General features: G+C 65.5%; 19 protein-coding genes. 10 read left to right on the forward strand and 9 right to left on the reverse strand.

What is annotated here, in order from left to right; all coding sequences use genetic code 11:
- Positions 1-218 precede the first annotated feature (218 nt).
- Genes ccmA through ACQ651_RS08755 form a run of 5 tightly spaced genes read left to right on the forward strand, consistent with a single transcriptional unit; the run spans position 219 to position 3028 of the window.
- On the forward strand, positions 219-842 hold the full coding sequence (gene ccmA, locus ACQ651_RS08735) for a heme ABC exporter ATP-binding protein CcmA (protein ID WP_375552049.1): 624 nt from the start codon (positions 219-221) through the stop codon (positions 840-842).
- The gene (gene ccmB / locus ACQ651_RS08740; protein WP_227287199.1) at positions 839-1495 is read left to right on the forward strand and encodes a heme exporter protein CcmB; all 657 of its coding nucleotides are present in this window, start codon (positions 839-841) and stop codon (positions 1493-1495) included. Before ccmA ends, ccmB begins: the two co-directional genes overlap by 4 nt.
- Positions 1496-1551: 56 nt before the next feature.
- A complete protein-coding gene (locus tag ACQ651_RS08745) occupies positions 1552-2280 on the forward strand; it encodes a heme ABC transporter permease (RefSeq protein WP_430449055.1) in 729 nt (242 codons plus the stop codon).
- Entirely contained in the window at positions 2280-2435 is a 156-nt protein-coding gene (gene ccmD / locus ACQ651_RS08750) for a heme exporter protein CcmD (protein ID WP_353618459.1), read from the forward strand. Before ACQ651_RS08745 ends, ccmD begins: the two co-directional genes overlap by 1 nt.
- A complete protein-coding gene (locus ACQ651_RS08755) occupies positions 2432-3028 on the forward strand; it encodes a DsbE family thiol:disulfide interchange protein (protein WP_430449056.1) in 597 nt (198 codons plus the stop codon). Before ccmD ends, ACQ651_RS08755 begins: the two co-directional genes overlap by 4 nt.
- Before the next feature lie 358 nt (positions 3029-3386).
- Here the strand turns inward: ACQ651_RS08755 and ACQ651_RS08760 are convergent, their stop codons facing one another.
- The 4 genes from ACQ651_RS08760 to ACQ651_RS08775 all read right to left on the reverse strand — a co-directional run bounded on the left by ACQ651_RS08760 (position 3387) and on the right by ACQ651_RS08775 (position 12187).
- On the reverse strand, positions 3387-3884 hold the full coding sequence (locus ACQ651_RS08760; RefSeq protein WP_121897185.1) for a MarR family winged helix-turn-helix transcriptional regulator: 498 nt from the start codon (positions 3882-3884) through the stop codon (positions 3387-3389).
- A 163-nt stretch (positions 3885-4047) separates the two neighbouring features.
- The gene (locus ACQ651_RS08765) at positions 4048-11214 is read right to left on the reverse strand and encodes an Ig-like domain-containing protein (RefSeq protein WP_430449057.1); all 7167 of its coding nucleotides are present in this window, start codon (positions 11212-11214) and stop codon (positions 4048-4050) included.
- 299 nt (positions 11215-11513) lie between these two features.
- Complete coding sequence (locus tag ACQ651_RS08770; RefSeq protein ID WP_430449058.1) at positions 11514-11783, reverse strand: succinate dehydrogenase assembly factor 2; 270 nt, start codon at positions 11781-11783, stop codon at positions 11514-11516.
- Positions 11780-12187 carry a helix-turn-helix domain-containing protein gene (locus ACQ651_RS08775; RefSeq protein ID WP_227287203.1) on the reverse strand — a complete coding sequence of 136 codons (408 nt, stop codon included), beginning with the start codon at positions 12185-12187 and terminating at the stop codon, positions 11780-11782. Before ACQ651_RS08775 ends, ACQ651_RS08770 begins: the two co-directional genes overlap by 4 nt.
- Before the next feature lie 165 nt (positions 12188-12352).
- On the opposite strand from ACQ651_RS08775, the gene ACQ651_RS08780 reads away from it, so the two are divergent.
- Positions 12353-13555 carry a pyridoxal phosphate-dependent aminotransferase gene (locus tag ACQ651_RS08780; protein ID WP_430449059.1) on the forward strand — a complete coding sequence of 401 codons (1203 nt, stop codon included), beginning with the start codon at positions 12353-12355 and terminating at the stop codon, positions 13553-13555.
- Positions 13556-13591: 36 nt separating this feature from the next.
- Here the strand turns inward: ACQ651_RS08780 and ACQ651_RS08785 are convergent, their stop codons facing one another.
- Positions 13592-14131, reverse strand: a complete 540-nt coding sequence (locus ACQ651_RS08785) for a hypothetical protein (RefSeq protein WP_430449060.1) — start codon at positions 14129-14131, stop codon at positions 13592-13594.
- A 106-nt stretch (positions 14132-14237) separates the two neighbouring features.
- Complete coding sequence (locus ACQ651_RS08790; RefSeq protein WP_430449061.1) at positions 14238-15131, reverse strand: SRPBCC family protein; 894 nt, start codon at positions 15129-15131, stop codon at positions 14238-14240.
- A gap of 125 nt (positions 15132-15256) precedes the next feature.
- Here ACQ651_RS08790 and ACQ651_RS08795 point away from each other — a divergent pair, with 125 nt between their 5' ends.
- A complete protein-coding gene (locus tag ACQ651_RS08795) occupies positions 15257-15727 on the forward strand; it encodes a winged helix-turn-helix transcriptional regulator (RefSeq protein WP_430449062.1) in 471 nt (156 codons plus the stop codon).
- Positions 15728-15784: 57 nt separating this feature from the next.
- Here ACQ651_RS08795 and ACQ651_RS08800 read toward each other — a convergent pair whose 3' ends face one another.
- Positions 15785-16690, reverse strand: coding sequence for a LysR family transcriptional regulator (locus ACQ651_RS08800; RefSeq protein ID WP_430449063.1), 906 nt, complete (start codon positions 16688-16690; stop codon positions 15785-15787).
- An 89-nt stretch (positions 16691-16779) separates the two neighbouring features.
- Between ACQ651_RS08800 and ACQ651_RS08805 the strand changes: the two genes are divergently transcribed.
- The 3 genes from ACQ651_RS08805 (at position 16780) to ACQ651_RS08815 (ending at position 18912) form a co-directional block, all read left to right on the forward strand.
- The gene (locus ACQ651_RS08805; protein WP_430449064.1) at positions 16780-17400 is read left to right on the forward strand and encodes a class I SAM-dependent methyltransferase; all 621 of its coding nucleotides are present in this window, start codon (positions 16780-16782) and stop codon (positions 17398-17400) included.
- Positions 17401-17475: 75 nt separating this feature from the next.
- Entirely contained in the window at positions 17476-17898 is a 423-nt protein-coding gene (locus ACQ651_RS08810) for a hypothetical protein (protein WP_227287210.1), read from the forward strand.
- Between the two features lie 222 nt (positions 17899-18120).
- Positions 18121-18912: an endonuclease/exonuclease/phosphatase family protein gene (locus ACQ651_RS08815; protein ID WP_227287313.1), complete on the forward strand. Its 792-nt coding sequence runs from the start codon at positions 18121-18123 to the stop codon at positions 18910-18912.
- A 153-nt stretch (positions 18913-19065) separates the two neighbouring features.
- On the opposite strand, the gene ACQ651_RS08820 is transcribed toward ACQ651_RS08815, so the two are convergent.
- Together ACQ651_RS08820 and ACQ651_RS08825 are read right to left on the reverse strand one after the other, a co-directional pair.
- Positions 19066-20232 carry a cation:proton antiporter gene (locus ACQ651_RS08820; protein ID WP_430449065.1) on the reverse strand — a complete coding sequence of 389 codons (1167 nt, stop codon included), beginning with the start codon at positions 20230-20232 and terminating at the stop codon, positions 19066-19068.
- A 48-nt stretch (positions 20233-20280) separates the two neighbouring features.
- Positions 20281-21462: a cytochrome c3 family protein gene (locus ACQ651_RS08825; protein ID WP_227287212.1), complete on the reverse strand. Its 1182-nt coding sequence runs from the start codon at positions 21460-21462 to the stop codon at positions 20281-20283.
- Between the last annotated feature and the right edge of the window lie 74 nt (positions 21463-21536).

The raw sequence follows: 21536 nt of genomic DNA on the forward strand, positions 1-21536 counted from the left end.
GGCCTCCCTATAATCCAGTGGAATTCGGTTGGTGCTGCCCCGGGCTATGCCACCAAGACCGGAGCCGATCAAGACCGGACAGACGGGGTGCGACACTTTTTGTATGCCATTGCATACCGTTTATCAACCCCCCTGCCCGCCAGAGGGCCGCGGCGCAACGTCCTGCAACGCCGATCTGGGCCTTCCCTCGCCCCGGTGTTTCGGATACGCCTCGACCGATGCATATGACGGTCACCGATCTGGCCTGCGCGCGCGGGTCGCTGCAAGTGCTTGCGGGCGTGTCTTTTCCCCTTTCGCCGGGCCAGGCTCTGATCCTGCGCGGACCGAACGGATCGGGGAAAACCACGCTTTTGCGCACCCTTGCGGGTTTGACGCCGCCCCTCGCGGGACGGATCGAGGCCGAACCGGATGCCATTGCCTATGCCGGCCATGCCGACGGGTTGAAGGCGCAGCTGTCCGTGGCCGAAAACCTGCGGTTCTGGGCCGGGATATTCGGCGGCGGCGGGATCGATGACGCGGTATCCGCCTTCGATCTGGCCGAGTTGCTGGACCGGCCGGCAGGCGAGCTTTCCGCAGGTCAGAAACGGCGCCTGAGCCTGGCGCGGCTGTTGGTCACGGGGCGGGCGATCTGGTGCCTCGATGAACCGACGGTGTCACTGGATGCGTCCAATGTGGCGCGGTTCGCCGCCGCGGTCGGTACGCATCTGGCCGGCGGCGGCAGTGCGATCATCGCAACCCATATCGATCTCGGCCTGCCGCAGGCCGACATCCTCGACATCTCGCCCTTCGTGGCCAAATCGCTGCCCGAAAGCGACCCGTTCAGCGACGAGGCCTTTGCATGATCGGGCTTTTCAAACGGGATCTGGCGCTGGCGGTGCGCGCAGGCGGCGGGTTCGGCCTCGGCCTCGCCTTCTTTCTGATCGTCACCGTGCTGGTCCCGTTCGGCGTCGGGCCGAACACCGGCATTCTGTCGACCATCGCGCCCGGGATCCTCTGGCTGGGCGCGCTTCTGGCCTGCCTTCTGTCGCTCGACCGGGTCTTTCAGCTCGATTGGGAGGATGGCTCGCTCGATCTGCTGGCCACATCCCCGCTGCCGCTGGAAAATGTCGCGGCAGTCAAGGCGCTGGCGCATTGGGTGACCACCGGTCTGCCGCTGGTCGTGGCGGCGCCGATCCTGGGCGTTCTGCTGAACCTGCCCGGCCCGGGCTATGGCTGGCTGATGGCATCTCTGGCCCTTGGAACGCCCGCGCTGTCTGCCATCGGAACCTTCGGCGCGGCCCTGACCGTGGGGCTGAAACGCGGCGGGCTGCTGCTCTCTCTGCTGGTGTTGCCGCTTTATGTGCCGACCCTCATTTTCGGCGCGCTGGTCGTGACCCGGGGCGCGGCCGGCCTTGATGCCACCACCCCGCTGGCGCTGCTCGCGGGCATTACGCTGGCCACCATCGCAACGTTGCCCTTCGCCGCCGCCGCCGCCCTCCGCGTCAATCTGCGCTAGACCTGCGCCCGCTTGACGTATTGTGGGCGCGCGCGGCCCCGCCTAAGTTCGCGGTCATGTCATTCTGGGAATACGCAAATCCGCGCAAATTCATGGCCACCTCGGCCATGCTGCTGCCATGGGTCACGACGCTTGCCGCGCTCTGCCTGATCACCGGGCTGATCTGGGGCTTCTTCTTCACACCTGACGATTTCCGCCAGGGCTCGACCGTCAAGATCATCTATCTTCACGTTCCCGCCGCGCTGATGGCGATCAACGCATGGCTGATGATGCTGGTCACCTCGCTGATCTGGGTGATCCGGCGGCACCATGTCAGCGCGCTGGCGGCCAAGGCGGCCGCACCGGTGGGCATGGTCTTCACCCTCATCGCGCTGTTCACAGGCGCGGTCTGGGGCCAGCCCATGTGGGGCACGTGGTGGGAATGGGATCCGCGGCTGACCTCGTTTCTGATCCTGTTTCTATTCTATCTGGGCTACATGGCGCTGTGGGAGGCGATCGAGAACCCGGACTCCGCGGCCGATCTCACCTCGGTGCTGTGTCTCGTCGGCTCCGTCTTCGCGATCATCTCGCGCTATGCGCTGGTGTTCTGGAACCAGGGCCTGCATCAGGGGGCGACCCTGTCGCTGGATGCGGAGCAGAACATCTCCGATGTGTTCTGGTATCCGCTTCTGGTCTGCATCGCGGGCTTCGTGTTGCTGTTTGTGGCGCTTGTCCTCTACCGGACGCAGACAGAGATACACGTGCGGCGCCTGAAGGCGTTGATCGCGCAGGAAAGGATGGCCTGATGCCGGATCTGGGGCAATATGCCACCGAAGTGCTGATGGCCTATGCCGGATCTCTGGCGCTTCTGATCGCCGTGGTTGTCATGTCGGTCTGGAAAGCCCGGCGGGTTCAGCGACGGCTGATGTCGGTCGAACAGCGGCGCGAGAAGTCGTCATGAAGCTCAATTGGCTGATGGTGCTCCCGGTACTGCTGACGCTGGGGTTTTTCGCGATTGCGGGCGCGCAGCTGATGACCAATCGCGACAACCTGCAGCAAGGGGTGGACAGTACGGCCCTCCCCTCCACGCAGGAGGGGCGCATCGCCCCCGATCTGGCGCTTGAGCAACTGGCCGACACGCCGCTTCTGACGCGGGCCGATTTGCAGGGCAATGGCCTCGTCATCCTGAATTTCTGGGCCAGCTGGTGCCCCCCCTGCCGGGCCGAACACCCCACCCTGACCGATCTGGCGGAGGCCGGAAACCCGCTGTTCGGCGTGAATTACCGCGACCGGGTCGATCAGGCGCTGAGCTTTCTCGATGAACTGGGCAACCCTTACGACCGGATCGGGCGGGACGACGCCGCGCGCAATGGCCGGGACTGGGGCGTGATCGCGATGCCCGAGACGTTTTTCATCAACAATGACGGCGTGGTGGTGCATCACTTCCGTGGCCCCGTCACCCGGCGCGCGTTGGACAGCCAGATCATCCCCGCGCTTGCCGCTGCGGGCTATGAGTTGATCCCGATCCCGGACTCCGGCGCGCCGGGCGGGTAGAAAACGCCTGGCCGGCTGACCATCCCACGCATCAAACGCCCCAGATAGCCGCCTCCACAGCATCGAGACATGCGCTCTGCTGGCACCATCATGTCCGGGCAGCACGGTACACCTTCCAGCCCACCTGCGCCGCCCCGATCTGCGCGCGCCGGGCTTGTATCTGATGCAACCGGCAGACTGCGGGCGTGACTTCGAAACGTCAGGAGACAAGGGTCCTGCGGCCACGAAGGAAGGGCCTTCGCTCACGCTTCGGCAAAGATCTCAGTGCCCTCCGCTTGCGAAGAGGCAAATGCCGACCCCATGCGCACGGTCGCGTGACCGCAAGGGGTGATCGCTCCGGAAGCTGGATGGCGGCCCGTCAGTAGATGTAGCGGATCTGATCGGCCCAATACCGCTCTACCCGTTTCAGCGAGTGGTTGATCTGGTCGATGCCATCGGGGCCGAGAACGCCATGGGCCTGCAACCCGTCGGCATGGCGGGAGAACAGGTCGGCCACGACATCGCGCACATGGCGGCCCTTCTCGGTCAGCCGAACGCGGACCGAACGGCGGTCGATCTCGCAACGCTGATGGTGCATATACCCCATCTCGACCAGTTTCTTGAGGTTGTAGGAGACATTGGAGCCCTGGTAATAGCCGCGGGTCTTCAACTCCCCCGCGGTGACCTCGTTATCGCCGATATTGAACAGCAGGAGCGCCTGCACGGCGTTGATGTCCAGAAGGCCCAGACGTTCGAACTCGTCCTTGATCACGTCAAGCAGCAGACGATGCAGCCGCTCCACCAAAGACAACGATTCCAGATACCCGGCGATGAAGCCATGGTGGGTCGTCTCCGCAAGGGGGGCGTGCATACTCATTTGTAACTCCGCATATCTGCTCGGACCCAGACTTGCGGGAAAAAAACCAACAATGGGTTAAGAGCCGGGCAGATTTGTAGAAGACGGCGAAAATTTGCACATATGACCGGCGAAATCCTGCCGCCGTCTTCGGCACGGGCGAAAACTCCCGCGCCATCCAACGTCAGAACTCAAGTTCGAACCCCGCCTCGATCCCGATGCTGAAACGGCCATCCGCGCTGCCGATGCCGTCGAGATAGGCACGCGCCCGAAAGGTCAGCCCGTGCCCGTTGTCGAACGCATAGCCCAGATCGATCCTGCCCCGCGCCGTTTCCCCCTCCCGCACGAACGCCCGCGCCGCGCCCTGCCCCTCCGCTCGGGACCAGATCCCAGACATACCCCAGTTGATCGTCAGATCACCCGCATCCCACGCCACCGGCATTTCGAAATCCACTCCGAGCGCCAGTTCGCTCAACCGCACCTCCTGCCGGGGGATGCGCGCGCCGAAGCCGTCCCGGTAGGTCTCCTGCGTGTCGCGGACATGGCTGAAGGTGAGACTGGGCAGGGTGCTCACGCGCGCCCCGTGATAGTCGCCCGTGATGCCCAGCATGGCCAGCCAGCGTTCGCCGTCGAACCGGTCGGCCCCCCCGCCCGCAGGGCGGATCTCGTTCCGCGTCCGTCCGTAAAGCAGGCGACCTTCCACATAAAGCGGCTGGCTGCGGATCTGCGCGGCGAAATACGGGCCGATCAACCAGCCCGTCCCGGAAAGGCTCATCCCGCCAGCAGTGGTCATTTCGGCCTGATCGAATTGCAGCATCGCGCCCAGAATGGCCGTCTCACCCAGATCCCAATGGCTGCCGAACACCGCCAGCGCATAGGTGGTTCCCCGCCCGGCATCGTCTTCGCTGCGCGCGCCTTGAAGCGACATCCAGACCGGCCCGCGCCCTGCGGTCCGAAGCGCGAAATCGGCGTGCCCCCGGGTGACCGACGCGGCCATGCGCCCGCCCTCCCGCCCGGTGAGAAAGCCGGTCAGCCCCGGTTGATTGGCGATCAGGTCGCGCGATCTTGCGGCCAGAAACGCCGCGATATCCTCGCGCGGGTCCGGCCCCTCCACCACCTCCACGCTCAGGGCCATGGGCATGGAGGGCTCGCCCGAGCCGTCCCGGGCCGCGCCATCCGCCACCGAGAGCGTCACTGCCCCCTGCCCGTCCGGCGTGATCGTCACACTGAAGACCCTCGGGCCGCCGGAAAACTGGCTGGCAACCGCGTGGTCCAGCACGATATCGGCGGGCTCGAAGCCGTAGACCTCTTCCGAAAAGGTGAAGATCAGAGGCACCGGCTGCCCGCGGCGCAGCGGATCGGGCAGCCCGGTGATCTGCAAGGAGGGCCGGGTGCCGTCAGGCCGCATCTGAAAGAGCGGGGACGCAAGGCTGGCATGGCCCGCCGCGTCCATCGCCGCGCCCGCAGGCAGGAAGACGGAGTGGTCTGTCATCCGCGCGGTGACCTGCACGGAATAGGCGGCTCCGCTGCCCGCAAGCCCCGCCAGATCGGCGCCGGATGTCTGAAAATCGCCAAGCGTCAGCCCCGTGACCGGTTCGGAGAATGTCACCGCCAGACTATAGGGCGTACCCGGCGCCGCCGGTATCCCCGACAGCGTGACACCTGGCGCCGTCAGATCGGCCAGCAGCTCGACCGATACGGCCCCGTTTCCGAGCCCGGCCAGATCCACCCCCCCGCCGGCCGCCACGGCAAGCCGGACAGGGCCGTCCGCGTCGGGCGTCACCGTCACCTCGTAGCGGTCATCGCTGCCGGAAAAGCCCGACAGTTGCGCATTGTCGGTGGACAGGTCGGCCAGGGTGAAGCCTAAAACGGGCTCGCTGAAGCGGATGGTCGCCCGTGCGGCCCCGGTGATCGGGTCCGGCAGCCCGTCAATCGTGACGACAGGGGCATTCAGATCGGCATATGTGTTCAGACTTGCCGCATCGGTGCCGTTCCCGGCCGCATCCAGCGCGGCATCGGCAGCAAGACCGATCACCACCGGCCCTTCCGACCGGGGCGTGATACGGACGGTATAGCTGGCTCCGGCACCGGCAAAATCCGAGATATCCGCATTCGTCGCCGTGATATCGGCAGGCTCGAACCCGTTGACCGGCTCCGAGAAGCCGAAGGTCGCCGTGAAGGGCCCTGCCACCACGGGCCCCGCACCGCCTATGACCACGACCGGGCGGCTGACATCGGCCATGGCGCTGAGATCGGCGGAGGGTCTGTTGGAATGTCCGGCGGCATCTACCGCGGCGGCGGCCCGCACGCGGAGCTTGACCGGCCCATCCCCCTGCGGCGTCAGTGTCACGCTATAAGACGAGGCCCCTCCCTCCAGAGCGCTGAGTTCGGCATTGCTGACGGCCAGCCCCGCCAGATCGAAGCCGGTCACCTGCTCGTCAAAGCGGATCTGCACGGTAACCGGCCCCGTGATCAGATCGGGCAGGCCCGTCAGAACCGCGCCGGGCCCGGAGAGATCGGCCACCGCGCGCATCTCCGCCGACGCAAGCGAGCCGTTGCCCGCGCCGTCGACAGCCGCCCCGGCGGGAAGCCCGATCGCAACCGGGCCGTCCGCGTCCGGTGTGACGGTTGCGCTGTAGCTGGCACCGCTGCCCGCAAACCCGGACAGCCGCGCATTGCTCAAGGCGATGTCGCCCGCGTCGAAGCCCGTCACCGGTTCCGAAAACGCGATGTCCACGACCGCAGGGCCTGTGAGGGTCGGCGGCAGCCCGGTGATGGTTCCATTCGGCGCGGTCCTGTCGGAGCGGCGTGAAAACCCGGCTGCGGCGAAAGAGAGGTTGCCGGCGGCGTCAAGTGCCGCACCCGCGCCGATTTCCAGACGGATCGGACCGTCACCCGTCGGTGCAAGTGTCACGCCATAAAGCGCACCGCTGCCGGAAAACCCGGAGAGGGTCGCGCCGCTCACCTCAAGATCGCCGATATCGAACCCGCCGACCGGTTCATCGAACCGGATCGCAACCGGGATCGAGGCCGCATTGGTGGGCTCGGGCGCGGTGCTGTCGATCTCCACGCCGGGGCGGGTGTTGTCGAGCACGATCTCGCGTTCATCCGCGCCGCGGACGGCAAGCTCGCCCAACGGGTTGCCCGCCAGATCGGCAATATCGCGCGAAGCGGCAAAGCCGAGGGTCACGGCCCCGGTCAGATCCGGAATATCGCCGCCGGAGATATCGACCTCGTAGATCCGTGCCGACACGCGCAGCACATCGACCGTCGTCGGGGTTGCCCCCTGAAAGCTCAGATCACCCGCATCGACGCCGGTCACATCCTCGTCAAAGGTCACGCGCCAGCGCAGTTGATCGGCATTGCCGGGCAGGCTTGGCGGGGTCAGACGGACGATGGCCTCGATCCTGGGTCCGCTCAGATCGGGCGCATAGACCCGCGAGAGGCTGCGCGCCGCCGACGGATTGCCCGCCTGATCCCGAAACGCGCCCTCGGGCAGCGTCACCGTCACCGGGCCGGGCGCGGCGGGCGTGATCGTGATCTCCTGCGTCAATGCATCGGTCCGGCTTTGGCCGGTGACCGTCCCGTTGGACAGATCAAGAACCGAGGCGTCGAACCCCGTCAGCGGCTCATCGCTTTGCATCACGACGCGCAGATCCCCGGTCGCAAACGGCTCCGGCGTGGTGGAGCCGAGGCCGATCACCGGCGGGCTGTGATCCAGGTCGGCCCAGTTGTCGGGTGCGGGCAGATGATCGGCCATCCCACCCAGCAACAGGCTGTTCCCGGCGGCATCGACGATGCGGCGCCCGGGGGCGAAATCCAGCGTCACACGGCCCGTCAGCGTGGCCAGATCGCCACCGGAGGCTTCGATCCGGTAGAGGCTCTCTCCCAGCGCCGTGACGGCCAGCCCGGCGGTGCTGCCCGACAGGACGAAATCGGCCGCATCCACGCCGCTGACCGGCTCGCTGAAGACAAGCTGCCAGCTCAGCCGGTCGGCGTTGCTGGGATGGGTGGTGGGGAAGACCCGCGTGATCCCCGCCAGCCTCGGGGTTTCCGGGTCGAAGCGCCGCGACAGGCTGACCGGTCCGGCATTGCCCAGCCCGATTTCGTCGCGGAAGGCCCCCGCAGGGACGCGCACCTCCACCTGCCCCGGCCCCCCCGGCGCGATCCGGATCACGGCGCTCTGCACGTCGGGATAGCTGATATCGCGGAGCGACCCGTTTGCGATCTGGAGCGCGGGCGCGGTGCCCGGATCGAAGACCATAGGTTTGCTGAAGGCCAGGTGCACCAGCATCTCCCCGGTGGCGAAGGGGCTTGTGGTCGGCGAACTGGCGACGATAACGGGCGCGGTATTGTCCACCCGCCATGCAGCTCCGCCGGGTGCCGCCCCCAGATGGCGCAGGGTCCCGACCGGCATCGCATTGCCGGCCCCGTCACGGATATCTGCCCCGGCGGCAAAGCCAAGCGTCACCGTGCCCGTCAGCCCTGCCAGATCCCCGCCCGAAACGCGAACCCGCGCCAGATCGGGGCGCACCGGATCGACCGAGCTGATCGCGGCGGTCGTACCCGACACGGTAAAATCCGCCGCGCCGAGACCGGTGACATCCTCGTCGAACACGATCTCCCATGTCAGAACATCCGCGCTCGTGACCGGCTCTGCGGGGCTGAGATAGCGGGCCTCGATCTGGGACGGGGCCGTGTTGTCAATCCGGACCTCATAGCTGCCCGATGGCCGCGCCGGGTCGAGCGGGTTGCCCGCCACATCCGTGATCGCGCCAAGATCGGTCAGATCCAGCGCCACCGTGCCATCCGGCAGATCGGCCAGATCGCCGCCCGAAAACGTCAGGTGATAGACCTGCGGCTGCACCTGTTGCGTCGCCGTCCGGAGCGCCGTGGTCCCGGTCAGCCCGATCACGGCCCCGGCGACACCGATCATGTCCTCGGAAAAGGTCAGCGACCATGTCAGGCTGTCTGCATTGGTGAGCGCGGGGCCCAGGCGGTCGACCGATATCAGGCGGGGCGCGGTCATGTCGATCGTCCCGGTCGCGGGGTCCGAGGAGAAATTGCCATTGCCGGTCCCGTCGCGAACCGCGTCCCCGTCGACCGACACACTCACCAGACCCGCGCCCACCGGCGTCGCGGTCGCGGAATAGACCGAGCCCGACAGGGCCGAGACCGCGCCCAGCGTCAGTGCGGGCGATGCGGTGATATCCTCCCGCGTGAAGCCGCTCACCGGCTCGGAGAATGTGAAGGTCAGCGTCACCGGTCCGCGCAGATACTCGGGCATGCCGGCGATCGTCACGGTTGGAGGGGTCCGGTCGACCGGCAGGCTGACCTCGCTCAGCGCCGCGCTCGGGTTTCCGGCGGCATCCAGTGCGACGCCCCCAGCCACGGAGAGGCGCACGTCGCCGCCCGGCCCCGCCGTCACCCGGAACTCATAGCGCGCGCCGGCACCGCTGAACGCCGACAGGGTCGCGTTGACGGCTGTGATATCGCCGATGTCGAAACCTGTCACCGGCTCGTCGAAATCTATGGTCGCGGTGAAGGCATCGGTTATCTCGCCCGGCAGGCCCGACAGGGTCAGAACCGGGCCGGTATTATCGATGAGATATCCCTCATCCGCCCCGATGGGCGCAAGATCGACAATCGGTGTCCCGGGCAGATCGGTGATATCGCTCGCCGCCGACAGGCGCAGGCTGACCGGCCCGTCCAATGTCGCCAGATCCCCGCCCGACAGGGTGATGTCATAGCGCCGCGCATCGAGCGGTGTGACCGAAACCGCGGCAGTCGTGCCCTCCGCCACGAAATCCGCCGCATCCAGATTTGCGATATCCTCGTCGAACACCACCCGCCATGTCAGACGGTCCGCATTCGTCTGCGCCTCGGCCGGAGTGGCCCGGATGATCGAGGCCAGCCGCGGCGCCCGACGGTCCGAGGTGATCTGCACCGCCGCAGACGCATTTCCGTTTCCCGCCGCATCGCGGACAGCGCCCGCCGCGATCTCCGCGCGGATCGGGCCATCTGCCAGCGGAACCAGATCGAAGCCGTAACTCGTGCCCGCCCCCTGAAACCCTTCGAGCATTGCGCCGGTGACGGAGATGTCGCTACCGGTCAGCTCGGCAAAGCCCGGCTCGCTCAGGCTGACGGTGACGGGGATCCGTGCCGCATTGCTCGGGTCGCTGACCGGGCTTGCAAGCGTGACGCCCGGGGCCGTCCGATCGGAGATCACCGAGAATTCCGGCGCGGGCAGGTTGCCCAGACTGGCCGCGTCCGTCGCGCGCCCCGCGGGCAGTGTCACGCGCAGCACCCCGTCGCCCGCGGGAAGCAAATTGGCGGCGTAACGGTCGGCACTGCCGGTGAGGTTCGCAATCGTGCCGCCGCTGACCACCAGATCGCCGGCTTCGAAACCCGTGACCGGCTCGGTAAAGCGGATCTCCAGAGGGATGGCGGCAAGTGCGCTCGCATCGCCCGCGTCGCTCAGGATCGTGACGCCGGGCCGGGTCGTGTCGAGCATGTAGCCGGGTTCGTTCGCTCCGGTGGGCGTGAGGTCCGCGAGCGGATTGCCCGCCGCATCCGCGATATCCTGGGTCGGGACGAATTGCAGTGCAACCGGGCCATTTACAGCATCCAGATCGCCGCCCGCGGCGGTGACCCGGTAGATCCGGTCAGAAATCGCGCTGACCGAAAGGCCCGCCGAACTGCCACTCAGGCTGAAATCGCCCGCATCCAGGTTGCGCACATCCTCGTCAAAGCCGATCTGCCATGTCAGCGGCCCCGAGGAGACCAGCGCGTCGACCGGATCGTGGCGTTCGAGCGAGAGAACCCGGGGGGCTGTGGTGTCGGCCGTGCCGGCGGAGGGCTCGAAACTCGTGGCCTGAAGCGTCGCGCTCTTGCTCTGGCCCGCGCCCGCCACAAGGCTTTCCACCGGGATCGCGATCTCCACCGTACCACGGGTGTAGCGGGCCGTGCAGCGATGGGCGTCCCCGTTCAAGGGCATGTCATAGGCCAGAAGATAGAAACTGCCTCTGGAACTGCTGATCTGGACCGGCGTGACCCCGGCGCAGGTGAAGCCGGCGGCGGTTACGTCGGCGGGCCTGATCCGCAAGGTGATCCGGTAGATGTCGTCGCGGGCGGCGAAGGTCTCAAGACTGCTCAGGATCCCGTCGGAAGGGAGGGAAAAGCTGGTGTCGCAGACCCCGGCACCCAGATCGACGCGCTGCGCAACCGCGCTCCCCGCCGTGCCGGCCGAGGCGGACGGGCATGCCAGGGTTTGCGCCTGCGCCCGGGCAAAGGGCGCCAGACAGGCCAGAACCAGAAGCAACAGAAACCCCGCGCGGGCCCGGCTGCACACCTCAGGAATAGCCCGGTGCCGCAGCCGCCACGAAAGGTTCGGTTCACTCGTTACTTTATGAGGGCACGGGTCCGACAGCCCGTTTCTTCTCCCCATCCTGTCCCCAAGACGCTTAACCAACCGTTAAACAATCGTAAGAAACTGTTAATAAAGGATTAAAAGCGCCTGTTTTTCGGGCAGGAAAAATGCGGCGCTTGAGGAGAGGATCGGCGGGCTCGCCTCTTCCGGCACGCGGGGCGGCGGCGCGGGTGGCCGTCCGTCCCGGTCAGCGCGGCGGCGAGGGGCCCGGCATCGCGGTCTCAGGCGCCGCCGTTGCGCACGGTGCCGGCCAATGTGCCGATGAAAGAGGCATAGGCCTCCGGCGCGGGGGATTGGCCCGTAACCCATTGATAAAGATCGTGATCTGCCTCAGCCAGAACCGCTTCGAACAGGTCCAGCTCCGCGTCCGGGGCCGTTGCCAGATGCGCCGCGGCCCATCCGCCAAGGATCAGATCCATCTCCTTGATGCCCCGGTGCTCGGCACGTATTTTCAGGCGCTTGATGCGGATATCGCGCGGTTCGGTCGTCACATCCGCCCCTCCGACAGGGCGAGCCTCAGGCGCTTCTCCAGCCGCCCGAGCTTCTCCGCGACCTGGGATTGCTGGCTGCGCAGGGTGCGCATCTCGCTCAGCATCTCTTCGACGCCGGTCGGCAGAACCTCTTCGCGGTCGGGACCGTCCAGACCTTCGCCCTGCCCGGTCAGAAGCCACATGATCGACACGTTCAGAAGGCCCGCCACCATCTGCAACCTGTTGGCGCGTGGCTCGCTCTGGTCGTTTTCCCAGGCCTTGACGGTCTTGGGCTTGATACCCAGACGCCGCGCCAACTCCTCCTGGCCCAGTCCTGCCGCCTCGCGCGCGCCTGCAAGGCGGTCGCCGAAGGTTGCGGTGTCTTCGTCAAACCAGCTTGATCCGAGTATGGCCTCTTGGGTCATGGGGTCTCCTGTTACGGTGTTGCAATCGGGATTTCGCGCCGGACATGCGCGCGGCTGCGCCGATCAAGACTTGATCGAGACGCGGCGCGACCCTAAGCATGGCCCTGCCCGTTGTAAACCGGATCGCCTGACGCAGGCGCGGTCCACGCTCCCCGGAGACCAGATATGCCCCTACTTTCCGACACCCTGTCTCGTGTGAAACCGTCACCGACCATCGCGGTGTCGAACCTTGCCGCCGAGCTGAAGGCTGCCGGAAAGGACGTGATCGGTCTGGGCGCAGGCGAGCCGGATTTCGACACGCCGGAAAACATCAAGGCCGCCGCCAAGGCCGCCATCGACGCGGGCAAGACCAAATACACCGCCGTCGACGGCATCGCGGAGTTGAAACAGGCGATCTGCGCCAAGTTCAAGCGCGACAACGGGCTGGATTACACGCCCGCGCAGGTCACCGTCGGGACCGGCGGCAAGCAGATCCTCTACAACGCGCTGATGGCAACGCTGAACCCCGGCGACGAGGTGGTGATCCCGGCCCCCTATTGGGTCAGCTACCCCGATATGGTGCTGCTGGCCGGCGGCGAACCGGTGATCGCCGAAGCGCAGGCGCAGACCGCATATAAACTGACTCCCGAGCAGCTTGAGGCCGCGATTACACCGAAAACGAAATGGTTCATCTTCAACTCTCCGTCGAACCCCACCGGCGCGGGTTACAGTGCGAAGGAGCTGAGGGGCCTGACCGACGTTCTGATGCGTCATCCCCATGTCTGGGTGATGACTGACGACATGTATGAACATCTGGTCTATGACGATTTCGAATTCGCGACACCGGCGCAGGTGGAACCCGGCCTCTACGACCGCACGCTCACCTGCAACGGCGTGTCCAAGGCCTATGCGATGACCGGCTGGCGCATCGGGTATGCCGCAGGTCCGGAAGAGCTGATCAAGGCGATGCGCAAGATCCAGTCGCAAAGCACCTCCAACCCGTGTTCGATCAGCCAATGGGCCGCGGTCGAGGCATTGAACGGGACGCAGGATTACATACCCGCGAACAACGCCATCTTCAAACGCCGTCGCGATCTGGTGGTGGAGATGCTGAACGGCGCGGACGGGATAGACTGCGCCGTGCCGGAAGGTGCGTTCTACGTCTATCCGTCGATTGCGGGCTGCATGGGCAAGACCACGCCTGCCGGAACGGTGATCGACAGCGACGAGACCTTTGCCAAGGCCCTGCTGGAGGAAAGGGGCGTGGCGGTCGTCTTTGGCGGCGCATTCGGTCTCAGCCCGAATTTCCGCGTGTCCTATGCCACGTCTGACGAGAACCTGAAGGCCGCCTGCACCCGGATTCAGGAGTTCTGCGCCAGTCTGGAGTGAAATCCACCCGGGGGGTCGCGACCGCGTAAGCGGGTTTCACGGTGCCCCGTCGGCGCAGATTTCCATATCGTCGCCCCGAACCACGACATCCTGAAACGGGTGCTCCCGCAAAAGGCGGATGGCCGGGCAGGCGATCAGCTGCGACAGCCCGTCCCGGCACGCCGTGACGTCGAGCGTCAGGGTCAGCCGCGCGCAACGGCTTTCCGCCTCCGGCGGCAAGGCGACAGCCCCGCGAAACTGCCCGCCGGTGGGGCCCGTCACCGTCACCACTACATCATGGGCATCGGAGGTCTGGCCATCCGCCCCCACAAAGCGGACCTGCCCGTCAATGACGCGGAGGTCGGTGGTTTGCGCGATATAGAAGACGAGTTGCGACCGACATGGCGGAACAAGGCCAAAGGCATCGCCCTGCCCCAGGATGTTCAGCCGGGCAGGATCGGTGGTGCGGCGGGGCTCGCAGGCGGGGTATGGCGGCGGGTCGTCCTGAGCCAGCGCCTGCACTCCCGCCACGCAGCTGAGCGCGGCGGCAACCGAAACCAGCCTCCAACGGGTTCGTGCACCTGACCGTGTTCCCATCGCATCCCGGCCTGAAACGGCCGCCTGCCCGAAATCGGAGTATCCGCGGCCCGCAGCGGAGCTCGCGACCAGCGCGGGCCCGTGGAAATCCGATCCTATCGCGGATCTAGCAATAGCCCAATACCGGAAGCCGCATCATGGAGCCTGCGGATTTGCCGGAGCCTTCGGCCTCCATCGCCGCCACGATATGGCGGATGTCCCGGTCGAGAGGGATCGTCATGAGCGCCAGCAGCACCCATCCCAGACGGCGCCGCGTGGGGCGCACGGACCACCAGATATCGACGGTGGAGGTGCCGTTTGCGGCGGGCGTGACGGTCCAGCCGCCGATCATCTCGTCCAGCGGAAAGGGAAAGTCTTCGGCTTCGGCCCGGAAGCGAAGCACCACGGTGCGCGACGGGTCGTCCATCGAGACGACTTCTTCAGCCCAGCTCTGGCCTTGCTGATTGGTGCAGACCCGCACTGCGCCCGGTTCCGCAACGGATCCGCCCTCCAGCCGGGAGGCTTTCAGGCCCGTGCTGTAACGCGAGATCGACCCGAGGTCGCGAATAACCGCCCACAAGGCGTCGGGTTTCGCGCGGCTGTAAAGCCTGACGCAATGGCGATAGATACCCTCTTCGTCCTGTCCCTCGGCAAGTATAGTCCTGATCCCGCGCATCTGAAAAAACCCCAGCACGGCCACGACGGCGGCGACAAGCAGAACGATGAGCCGGCCATCGGCCGTCAGCAGGCCCGGGACCGCCAGCAGCGGCAAGGTGGAGACCACCCACAGCAGGTCGAGGCCCGAGATGATCAGCGCCCAGCCGATGCGGAGCCGGGCCAGAACGAAGGCGATCAATGCCCCAAAGCCCAGCAAGCCGACCCCGAGCACGGTCATGAACCAGCCCGGCAATGCGCCCATCGCCACCCCGATCTCTCGGCCCGAGACGATCAGTGCAACACCGCAAAGCGTTGAGAAAACGAGATTTGCCGTAAGAGCTGTACGTAAAGGTCGTGTGGTCATCGGGGTCTCCTGCTTCGGCTGGCGGGCCCTGCGACACGGCGGGGCCCTATCTGAGTCTTTATTTTGAACTCAGCGAAACATGCGCTATCTGGGTTCACATGTCAAACTCAGTTTTTACAGATCCCGTGCGCCGACGCGCCCCCGTTGCGAAAGCCGACTGCGCCCTTGCGCAAGGCGTGGAAGAGATCGGGGACCGATGGGCGTTGCTTATCCTCCGCGAAGCCTTCTTCGATGTGATGCGCTACGACGACATCCGGAAAGATCTCGGCATTCCGCGGTCCGTCCTCACGGACAGGCTGGCCAGGCTCGTGGCGCGCGGCCTGCTGGAAAAACGCCCCTACCGGGAAGCCGGGGACCGGCTGCGGTTCGGCTACACGCTCACCGGCAAGGGGCGCGATCTTGCCATAACGCTGATCGCCCTCACCCAGTGGAGCGAGGCGAATATCCTCAAGCGGTCAGGCCCCGTGGAGGTGGTCGATGCAGAGAACGGGCGGGCGCTGCGGGTGGCGCTGGTCGATGACGAGGGCAAGATCGTGGCACCGGAGCGCGCGATCCCGAAGCTGCGCGACGGATACGAGGACCAGACAGGCGCCTGAGGCCCGGCGCTGCACCAGATGGCACGCAGCGCCCGCGGCACGCGGCGGTCACTGCCGTCACTGCGGGGCGTCCTTGCCGCCGATCATCTCCGCCAGCAGATCGAAGACCAGCCTGATCCGCCTGCTGGTGTGCAATTCGCGATGCGTGGTCAGCCAGTTCGGCACCGGGATCGGCAGGAAACCGGGCGGGTCGATCATCTCGATCCCGGGGCTCAGCTCGGCCACCCGATTCGACATGATGCCGATCCCAAGCCCCTGCTTCACCAGTTCCCAGCAGGTGAGCGTGTTGGCCGACAGCAGCGGAAAATTCGCCAGCGTCAGCGTCAGGCCGTGCTGTTGCAGGATCTCGATCATCAGATCCACCCGGTCCACGCCGATAAAGGCCGCGTCGCCGAGATCGGCCAGCGTTCGCGGCCGCCCGTAGCGCGCCAGATAGGCGGGTGCGGCGTAAAGATGCGCGGAGGCATCCGGCAGTTTCCGGGCGACCAGATCGGGTTCCTTCGGGCGGACATGACGGATCGCGATATCCGCCTCGCGGCGGCGCAGATCGCTCAGCGCATTGGAGGTGACGATTTCCACCGTGATGTCCGGCGCCCGAATACGCAGTTCGGCCAGAACCCGGGGCAGAAGATAGGCCGCTGTCGCATCGCTCGCCGAAATCTTCACCTTTCCCGCGATTTGCTGGCTATGGCCGGTCGCAGCCAGCGAAATCCGCGTGGCGGCCTCCCCCATCTCGCGAACATGTTCAAGCAGATCCACGCCCGAGGGGGTCAGGGTCAGGCTCTTGCCCACCCGGTCGAACAGGGTCACACCCAAAGCGGCCTCAAGCGCTCTGACCTGCCGGCCAAGGGTCGGCTGCGCCTGGCCCAGGGCGCGCGCCGCCGCAGAAAGAGAGCCTTCCTCCACGGTGGCCAGAAACGCCCGAACCTGGTTCCAGTCGAAAGAGATAGATCGCCAATCCATGCAAAAATGCATATATCGAATGTCAAAATATGCAATTTCTTTTATTGACCCGGTTCGCTAGCTGCAGGCCCAAGCAAGGAGACCCGCACATGATACCTCAATCGACCTTCTGGGATCGCACCGCGGCCCGCTATGCCAGGTCGCCCATCCGGAACATGGACGCCTATGAACAGACCATGGCCCGCACCCGCAGCTACCTGAGCGCCGATAACCGGGTGTTCGAGATGGGCGCCGGCACGTCCTCCACCGCTATCCTTCTCGCCCCGCTGGTGCGCCATTACACATCAAGCGATATCTCCGCCGAAATGGTGGCGATCGGCCGGGACAAGGCGCGGGATGCCGGGATTGGAAACCTTGACGTGGTGCAGGCGGACGTCGGCGGAATTGGCGCGGGGACGGATCCCTACGACGTGGTTCTGGCCTATAACCTGCTGCATCTGCTGCCCGACCCCGGCGCCGCCGCCCGGCAGGCCCATGCGATGCTCAAACCCGGCGGGCTGTTCATCTCGAAAACCACCTGTCTGGCAGGTCAGGTCTATCTGCGCCCCGTGATTGCCGTGATGCAGTTTTTCGGCAAGGCACCTTATGTCAATTTGCTCGGCGCCGATACACTGGAGGCGGCCGTCACGGACGCCGGGTTCGACATCATCGAGGCCGACAATCATCCCGCCGGCAAGCGCAACCGGTTTCTCGTGGCCCGCAAAACTTAGGCAGATCGCCGTATTGGACTTTGACATTGCCCCCACTCTGGCTAATTAAGGCAAAACGAGGGCACGACAGGGACGATGTCAGATTTACCGGAGTTCTACTTCCGCATCCGTGAGAATGGCGCAGCAGTGTTTCGGATTGACACCGAAAACCGCCAGCGCCGGATCGAGATGCAGGAAATCGCCATGGCGAATATTCGCAATGGCGTGGTGAAGCCCCATGGCGATCACGTGCTCACCGAAGAGGAGCAGGCCGTGATCGCCGAATGGATGGCCGAACGGCAGGAGGTGCTTGCCGATCGCGATGTCGAAGATCTCCACCGCGCCATCGATTATCTCAATCTCACGACCCACTGGGTGCAGTCCCGCGCCTCGGACGAGGATCTGGAGGAGGTCACCGACCGGCTGTTGCTGGCGATGCACGATCTGCGAAACGTGCTGGTGCGCAAGAAGGCCGACCGCCTGATGAAAGCCGACGACGCCGAGGAGCGCACGGGCTGAGTATCGGCTTGAGCGGCGCCACCGGCCGGGGCCGGACCTGACAGAGCCTTTCGACGCCTTAGCCAAAATGAAAGCCCGGGTCGTTGCCGCGTGCCGTTCAGCCCGCAGATCTATCGACATGACCCCGCTGATCACCGATGCAGCACTGGTCGACATTCGGGCGATCTGCCAGTGTCCGGTCAGACGATTGATGGCTGGAGTCGAGGTTGTGCTTTGAAAATCATGTGCCTGAACGGATGGGGCGGCAAGCTTTACGAGGAGCTGCTGCCCTACCTACACGAAACATCTCCCGAGATCCTTTGCCTTCAGGAAGTGGTGCACAGCCCCGCGTCAGACAAAGACTGGCTGACGTACCGGGACGGCGACCACGTGTTGCCGCAACGTGCGAACTTCTTCCGGGATGTCTGCCATGCCCTTCCGGATCACGTGGCGGTCTTCTGCCCGGCGGCGCAGGGCGTTCTTTGGGACGGGGATCAGCCGATACCCTCGCAGTGGGGGCTGGCAACCTTCGTTCATCGCTCGCGTCCGGTCATCGGTCAGGTGCAGGGCTTCGTGCACAAGGACTACTCCCCTGAGGGTTACGGGGATCATCCCCGCTCCCGCGTTGCGCATGGCGTTCGGGTCTACGACGACGCGGCGGGGAGGTCGATCAGCGTGACGCATATGCACGGGCTCCGCGATCTGAACGGCAAGATGGACACGCCCGAACGTGCGGAACAGGCGCGCAGGTTGCTCGCCCTGTCCCGCCAGGTGTCGGAGGCGGGCGACCTCAGGGTGATTTGCGGCGATTTCAATGTCGAGCCGGACAGCGAAACGCTTCGGATCCTGAACGACGCGGGCTTTTCGGAACTCGTGACGGGGCGGGGTTTCGAAAGCACCCGAAACTCGCACTACACGAAACCCGGGAAATTCGCGGATTACATGCTGATCGACCGCGAAGAGGCGGTGCGCGCCTTCGACGTGATCCACGACCCCGAAGTGTCGGATCACTGTCCACTCCTGCTCGATCTCTGACCGGACATCGAAAGCCGTCGTTCAGCCAAGGCCGGCAGACGGCATCGTGACACCGTAAAGCGCTGCGCCTCGTGTCGGCGCGTCTCATCCCGGCACGGCAAGCCGTGGTGCCTGACCACGGTGAAGAAACTGCGCCAACGCGGCCCCTGAGGCTCAGCGCGGAGCGGTGGTACAGTCGGTCCGGCGGATCGCGGCAAGCGTGACGGGCGGGCCGATGATCTCGAAGATAACGGTCGCGGCAATCGTCAGCGTCATGATCGTCGCCCCCCACTCCGGCACGGTCTCGGCTGCGAGAAGCGCCATGCCGACGGCCACGCCCGCCTGCGGCAGCAGGGCCGGCCCGTAAAGATGGACCTCCGGCTTCGGAACCCGGCCCAGCCGCGCGCCGATTTCCCCGCTGATCAGGCGCGCGACGATCCGCAGGCCCACATAGGCGGCGGTGATCCAACCGAGCGACAAGAGCGCCTCCAGCTCAAGCGAGGCCCCCGCCAGCAGAAAGAACAACAGCATGAAGGGCAGCTCGATCCGTTCGATCTCGTTGAAGGCGTAGTCATGATGCCGGGCAAGATTGGCGATCATCGCGCCAGCGGTCATGCCGGCGATGAGAAACGACACATCCAGCCAGAGCGCCAGCCCCGCGGTCAGGAAAACGACGCCGAACGCCTCGATCTGAAGGGGCTCACCGGGCTTCAGCCGACCGGAAAGAAAGGCCGCAGGCGCGCCGATGACAAGGCCCAGCAGCACGGCGCCGCCGATATCGTGAACCGCAATCGCCAGCGGGGCGGACCAGCCGTCGGATTGGTGGATGAACGCAAGGCAGACGCTGAAGACGATCAGCCCCCAGATATCGTCGATGGCCACGATACCGCCGATGGTCTCGGTGAAGCCGTTGCGCACGCCGGACTGATGGATCACGTCGGTGATGGCCGCGGGCGCGGTGGCGGTGGCGATGGCGCCCAGGAGCAGGGCAAGACCCGGTTCGAGGCCAAGGGCCACAAGCCCCGCCCAGACGATCGCGGTCGTGCCGAAAACGATCAGCACCGATATCGCGAAGATCGCACGGCCATGGCGCGCCATGTTATCGCGGGTCAGATCCGCGCCAAGCAGGAACGCGACCATGGTCAGGGCCACGACCGAAATCGGTTCGAACCAGTTTTCGATGCCGTCGGGCAGAAACCCGAGCCCCGAAGGCCCCACCAGAAGCCCGAGCAACAGAAGCAGCGTCACCCTGGGCAGGGGCGTCTTCCCGCCCAGATGATCGGCGGCAAGCCCGCAGAGGAAGAGCGCCCCGAGTGTCGCCAGGAATAATGACTGCTCCATGCCGCGGGGCCCGCTTCTGGCTTCTGCGCTCGCCGGCGCCTTCGAACCCTAGCGCAGGAGCTGGAGATCTTCCATGTCGATACCCAGCGGCGCGCTCAGATCCATGATCGAATCGTAGAGAAGCTCCAGCGAATACTGCGGATTGTGGGCATAGTTGCCGGGATCGGCCGTCACGAGCTTCCAGTTGAAGGCCGTGCGCAGGCTTCTGGGCGTCCATGACTGATAGGCAACCGGACTGCCCTCGGCCGTGTCGATGACACCGTCCCCGTTCGCATCGGAAAAGAAGTACGGAAAGCGCGTGCCGTCATAGATCACCGGCGCCCCGACGACCTCATCGCTGTAATCCCGGATCATCCCCAGCAGGGTGTCGGCATTTCTTTCGATATCCGAAGAGATCCCCACCGATGTATTGCCGCTGCCGTCATAGCTTTGCCGGGCGATGCGGATGTCTTCCGGGCGGTCGGCCAGGTGGCAGGTCAGACAGGGTTCGAATTCGACTTCGAGCGTGTGCGGTTCATGGCAGGAATTGCAGCTGGCCACGGGGCGGGCGTGAAAGAACCGGCCGGAATAATCCTGTCCGTCATAGTGATACCCCGCCGCCCCATAGCCGCCAAGCCATGTGGCCGCCGCCGTGGCGTAGTGCGGATTGATGAAACGAAGCTCACTGTTGGGTTCGTCATCGGCCAGGCCCGAGGTCGCTTCGGCCACGTCGATGCCGGCGTTGCGCCCCTGATGGCATGTCAGGCAGGACGCCTCGACACCGGTCACCGGATGGACAAGCCCGCTCGGGAAGGTGATTTCGGTGATGTCGGCCAGCCCGGCATTGTGACACGTCCCGCAATCGACGACGCCGCCGACATTGATCGTCCCGTCGACAACTCCCGCCGGCGTCCCGTCGAGGCCGTGGAAATCCCGGAACCCCTCCCCGGAGTGGCAGGTGGCGCAGGCGGCCCGGATCTCGCCATCGTCATCCCAATGGCTGAACGCGTCGGATGCCGCATTGGCGTGGGAGGATCTGAACCAGTCCGAAATCGCCTGATCGTTGTCGATCTCGATTTCGGCAGGCGTGAAGGGGCCGGACTGCGGCAGGGCGAAGGGGATGGCCTCCTCCTCCTCGCCGCTTGGGGTGCCCGGGTCCGTCTGGGTCAGGACCGGGCCGGCAAGGAAGATTGCGGTGAGCCCCGCCATCAGGACCATCGGGATCGATGAAGCAGAGGACGGCAATGGCATGATCAATCTCCTGTGAGTGGATCTGGCTGAGTTCCGGCCACTATATTGCGCGCGCCGCGCCGACGACATTGATC

The organism is Rhodophyticola sp., from assembly GCF_965284195.1.
GTDB lineage: Bacteria > Pseudomonadota > Alphaproteobacteria > Rhodobacterales > Rhodobacteraceae > Rhodophyticola.